The sequence below is a fragment of the Streptococcus sp. Marseille-Q5112 genome (assembly GCF_916700555.1).
Classification (GTDB): domain Bacteria; phylum Bacillota; class Bacilli; order Lactobacillales; family Streptococcaceae; genus Streptococcus; species Streptococcus symci.
The window spans coordinates 1-5,587 of sequence record NZ_CAKAKP010000027.1 but is presented as its reverse complement, the minus strand read 5'-3'; the positions used below and the strand labels follow the sequence as shown (position 1 = coordinate 5,587).

5 protein-coding genes are annotated in these 5,587 nt (G+C 37.2%); all 5 read right to left on the bottom strand.

The window, feature by feature from the left end:
• Positions 1–175 precede the first annotated feature (175 nt).
• Positions 176–433 carry a DUF896 family protein gene (locus LG372_RS09645; RefSeq protein ID WP_000372163.1) on the bottom strand — a complete coding sequence of 86 codons (258 nt, stop codon included), beginning with the start codon at positions 431–433 and terminating at the stop codon, positions 176–178.
• A 41-nt stretch (positions 434–474) separates the two neighbouring features.
• Complete coding sequence (gene glyS / locus LG372_RS09640; protein WP_225742708.1) at positions 475–2,511, bottom strand: glycine--tRNA ligase subunit beta; 2,037 nt, start codon at positions 2,509–2,511, stop codon at positions 475–477.
• 365 nt (positions 2,512–2,876) lie between these two features.
• The gene (gene glyQ / locus LG372_RS09635; RefSeq protein ID WP_000038733.1) at positions 2,877–3,794 is read right to left on the bottom strand and encodes a glycine--tRNA ligase subunit alpha; all 918 of its coding nucleotides are present in this window, start codon (positions 3,792–3,794) and stop codon (positions 2,877–2,879) included.
• Positions 3,795–4,257: 463 nt separating this feature from the next.
• Positions 4,258–4,701, bottom strand: a complete 444-nt coding sequence (locus LG372_RS09630; RefSeq protein WP_225742707.1) for a hypothetical protein — start codon at positions 4,699–4,701, stop codon at positions 4,258–4,260.
• A 1-nt stretch (position 4,702) separates the two neighbouring features.
• Positions 4,703–5,587, bottom strand: an 885-nt coding sequence (locus LG372_RS09625; protein WP_225742706.1) for an AAA family ATPase, incomplete at its 5' end; no start/stop codon positions are given.

The following is a 5,587-nucleotide window of genomic DNA, read 5'->3' as shown; positions in this document are numbered from 1 at the left end:
ATATCCTTGTTTTCTAAGTTTATAGATCTGAACTTTATCATCATAAGTTAATTTCATAATAAAAACACCCCAAAAGTTAGATTTTTTCTGTCTAACTTTTGGGGTGCAGTTCATTTTTGTCTGCTAGTCTTTTACTTATTATTTCATCTATCTTTGTTAAAAGAAAGAACACTTATTATGAGTTTGGATCATCGAGACTGCGACCATGTAAACCTTTTTCACGTTGGACTTGGCGTAGTTTTTCTGGTGTAACATCGTTTCCTTCTTCATCCACAATTTTGATTCCCTCAATGTGGTGACGAACAGAGCGACGATAACCTTCGATGTACTCCTCACGTAGTTTAGCTTGTTCCACTTTTTCTTCTGGTGTCAAGCCTTCTGCTTTTTTCTTTTTGGCAAGCTCGTTGATACGATCAATTTTTTTCTGATCCATTTCTTCTCCTTTGTGATAAGATTTAATCCATTTAACAGATTTTATTTGGTATTGATTTGGTTAAAACGTGCAAGTTTAGCTGCTTTTTGAGTTAAATGAGACAAGATAGCCAAACGATTTTGACGGACAGCCTGATCTTCGGCCATAACCATAGTATTTTCAAAGAAGGCATCAATAACTGGACTAAGCGCAAAGAGCTGTTTCAATTGCTGACTGGCAGCACCTGATAAAACAAGTGTATCTACTGCTTCCGCCAAAGCTTTTTCTTGGTCATTTTCAAAAAGTGCTGAATCAACTGTAGCAACTCCTTCTGCCTTCTCAGCCAAGTTAAAGGCACGAGAAAGTGATTCGACAGATGGTTTGAAGTCTTCTTCCTTGCTTGCTTCTACGAGAGCACTTGCTGCTTCCAACATATCCGCCACAACAAAGTTTGATCCTGCAAGAACGGCTTCCTTTATATCTTTTGGAGTAGAGCCCATCATCTTATCAACACGAGCCTTGATAAAATCCATAACCTCTGTCTTATTTTCATAAGTCAAGCTGTCAAATTTCAAAGCATAAAGGCTATCAATCAACTCATCCATAGCAATGTGCCAACCAAAGGCATCCAAGATACGAACCACACCTTGAGTCGCGCGACGAAGAGCATACGGGTCATTAGAACCTGATGGAATCAAACCTACTGAGAAGAAACTCAAAATCGTATCCAATTTGTCTGCAATAGCAAGCACTGCGCCGACCTTACTCTCTGGAAGTTCTCCTTCAGCTGATGTAGGCATGTAGTGTTCACGAATAGCAGCTGCCACCGCTGGAGTTTCCCCAGCAAGAAGGGCATATTTCTCACCCATAATACCTTGGAGCTCGTCAAATTCGCCAACCATACCTGTCAACAAGTCAAACTTGTAAATGGCTGCTGCACGAGCGAGGTCAACTGTTTCATCCACTGACAAGCCAGCTTTTTCTGCTAAAAGCACAGCGATTTGACCCGTACGAATCATGTGTTCACGAAGAGAACCAATCTTCTCATGGAAGGTTACATTGTTTAATTTTTCAACAAGGTCTGAAATAACCAATTTTTGGTCTTCACGCCAGAAGAATTCACCGTCTTCTAAGCGAGCTACTAAGACTTTTTCATTTCCTTTAATGACATTTTCCAAACACTCTGCGTTTCCGTTACGAACAGAAATGAAGTTTGGCAAGAGTTTACCGTCTTGATCACGAACAACAAAGTAACGTTGGTGTTCTTTCATTGAAGTCACCAAAACTTCTTCTGGAACTTCAAGGTATTTGGCATCAAAACTTCCCATAAAGGCAGTTGGGTATTCAACCAAGTTCAAGACTTCATTAAGCAAATCAGCATCAATTTCGATACTTACACCATGTTTTGCCTCAATTTCCTTGATTTGGTCAACAATCATTTGCTCACGTTCACGTGGATCTGCGATTACAAACTGACGACGAAGGTCTTCTTCATAGCTCAATGCTGACTGAATTTTGGTTTCTTTCCCCAAGAAACGATGACCACGGCTGACACGACCTCCCTTGATATCAAGGAAATCCAAATCAAACTCTTCTTCATCTAAAAGAACAGTTAAAGTGTGAACAGGGCGGATGTATTCAAAACTATTTCCAGCCCAGTGCATGCTGACAGGGAAAGTCAGTGACTTCAATACATCCACAACACCTGGAACAATGGCTTCAACTGCTTGACCAACTTCTTCCTTAGTGACATAGACGTATTCTTCACCCTTGATTTCACGGAATTCGATATCTTCAACAGTCAATCCTTTTCCACGGACAAATCCTTGAGCTGCTTTGGTGAAGTTTCCATCACTATCCAAGGCAATTTTCTTTGCTGGCCCCTTAAAATCTTCTGTCAAATCAGACTGTTTGTCTGCTAAACCAGTCACACGAACAGCCAAACGACGTGGTGTTGAGAAGGTTTGAACAGCTTCAAAAGACAGGCGGTTTTCCTTGAGGAAGGCTGCCATTTTTTCGCCTAGTTGTTTTTCACTTGGTGTGACAACATAGGCTGGTAATTCTTCAAGACCGAGTTCTACTAATAAGTTTTTTGTCATGTTTTTTCCTTTACATTTTCTTCAATCTTTTTTGATATGCACCTTAGGTACTGGGGACGTCGCTAACTAACTTTGTGAGTCTGTATGGAAATCTAATACTAAATTAATCAAGATTTCCAACAGTCTTATCAAAGTGGATTTAGCTGACTGATTTTTGAACCTAATACTCAATGAAAATCAAAGAGCAAACTAGGAAGCTAGCCGTAGGCTGTACTTGAGTACGGCAAGGTTAAGCTGACGTGGTTTGAATTTGATTTTCGAAGAGTATAAGGTTTCAAAAATCCCCACATAAAAGTACGGCGGTGCATATCCCTCTAGCAAGTCTTCGACTTGCCTCTAACGATTTTAGAGCACAATATTACTCACTATTCTGCGTCTTCTGCTAAGAGTTTAGCTCGTGTTGCTTCATCCAAAAGTGGGTAGCCTAGGCGTTTGCGTTCTGCGACAAAAGTTTTGGCTACGACACGGGCCAAGTTACGGATACGAGCGATATAGCCTGCGCGCTCTGTTACAGATACGGCACCACGCGCATCAAGTAGGTTAAAGGTATGTGAACATTTGAGAACATAGTCATAGGCAGGGTGCACCAATCCTTCTTCCAAAGCACGACCAGCTTCTTTTTCAAACTTATCAAAGTTTTCAAGCAACATTTCTTGATCCGAAATTTCAAATGAATATTTTGAGTGTTCGTACTCAGGCTGGATAAAGATTTCTCCGTATTTTACACCATCAGCCCATTCGATATCATAGACAGAATCCACTTCCTGAATATAAGAAGCCAAGCGCTCCAAACCATAGGTAACTTCCGCAGTCACAGGGCCAGTTGCCAATCCACCTACTTGTTGGAAGTAAGTAAACTGAGTAATTTCCATACCGTCAAGCCAAACTTCCCAACCAAGACCAGCTGAACCAGTTGATGGATTTTCCCAGTTATCCTCAACGAAACGAATATCGTGTTCCAAAGGATTGATTCCCAATTTTTCCAAAGACTCAAGGTAAAGTTCTTGAATATTTGATGGAGAAGGCTTCATGACCACTTGGAATTGGTGGTGTTGGTAAAGACGGTTAGGATTTTCCCCGTAGCGACCGTCTGCAGGACGACGTGATGGCTCTACATAAGCCGCATTCCATGGCTCAGGTCCGATGGCACGAAGGAAAGTGTAAGGACTCATGGTTCCCGCACCTTTTTCATTGTCATAAGCCTGCATGAGCATACAACCCTGGTCATTCCAAAATTGTTGCAAAGTGAGGATGATTTCCTGAAAAGTCAATTTTTTAGACATTGTTTTCTCCTTTTTCTATAAATTACTTGCGACACGAGTCTGCCTCGTGGATTATACGAGACAAGACGAGTTAGTATTGCGTCTAGCTAAGCACCCTAGTGCTGAGCATGAGGCAGTCCGACTGTAAGGAGTTCTCTGTCACTGACGCAGTGAAAGGTTTGTTTCTTAGACATTGAATACTCCTTAATTGATATGATTTCTTTAATTCTAATTTTAAAAATAGGGATTTTAATTATTTAAAAAATTAAATTTGGTTGACTTGGTAAATCAATGGCTTTATAAGCTAATAATTTTTCTAAAATTCTTATTGATTCATCTGATGAAAACAGTGATTCAAACTGAGGAACATAACTTGATAGGCTTTGTTTAAAACATTTCTTGCACTTATTCTTTCCGTAACGGAGTACCACTTCCTTTAAGTCCATAAATAAAATATAACTTTCAGCATCTTTAATCTTTCTATCTACATATTCATTGAATTCTCTTGATATTTTTTTCCATGTTTTATGTGAAAATCTTCGTGATTAAATGAAATATCTAAACGTAGTTTATTTTGAAGATTACTTGTTAAGAAGTCAACTATTTTATTTTTTAGTTCACTCATACTTCTATGATGATAAAGAGCTATATTTTCAATAGAATAATAATTTATTTTAAAAAGATTATCATGTTCAATCGAATCATTAAAATCTCCGTCAACAATTCCTACAGCATTCATATTCCCATTGTGAATTACTCGTTGCCTAACTTGATCACAGGACATCCCTTCAGGAAATACCGTTGTTTTTGGCGTTATATAACATGAATAAAATTCTGGATCTTCCGCATAAATTATCAACTTATCTTGACCAATTAATTTTTCTACTCCATCAAAATAATCAGCTTTATTGATATCAAAAGTATTCATTCTATAACTCCACTAAATCAAATTCCATTCTTTCACAAGCTTTGAAAACAAACGGGGCATGTGTTGCTATGATTATAATTTTTTCCCCGAGTATTTCAACTAGGTCTGTCATAATTTTACTCTGATAATTTAATGATAAAGAAATTTCTGGCTCATCCACTAATAATAAATCTTCTGAACTATAAACAACATTCAATATTAATGTCAATAAACGACGCTCTCCAGACGATAGCATGGACAAATCTAGCTCATCACCATCTTTCTTAGCTAATAGTTCATTATCTTTAAACTTTAAATAAATATTAGTATACTTTTTTAAAATTTTATTAACTTTTTTTATATTAGATAAAATAGTCCTTAATTTATTATCATCAATATCTTTAATTTTTTCATTGTTCTTGTCTATTTGCTTAGTAATCTTACTGACATATTGATTTGCTATATATATTTTTGCTCCTAATAGCTCTTGGATAATTTGTTCTTTTATCCTATCCAATTCCTCAAAATCTGGGGAAATATATTTCGCCGTTCTATTCAATCTTGAAAATAAAATAGCTTTGTATGCACTGAGTAAACTATTTCTTCGAAGATTATACCACTTATTATCATATTTAAAATCTGCAAAACGACGGTGTAAAAAGGAAGTGATATCTTCCACTTGCAAAATCTGGGGAATACTTTCTCCACTATGAAAATTACTTATTCCAAATGATTTTTTCACCTCATAAATAAGTCTTTCTGATTCTTTAAAAAATAGTGTCAACTGCCTTCCTTCGTCACCAATTGACTTTTTTTGTAGTAAATGCTCTACTGTTGTATTAAGCATTCTAAATCTATTACTTGGGAAAAAAGGAATTGTTTCATTATTCTTAACTATCTCTTCACT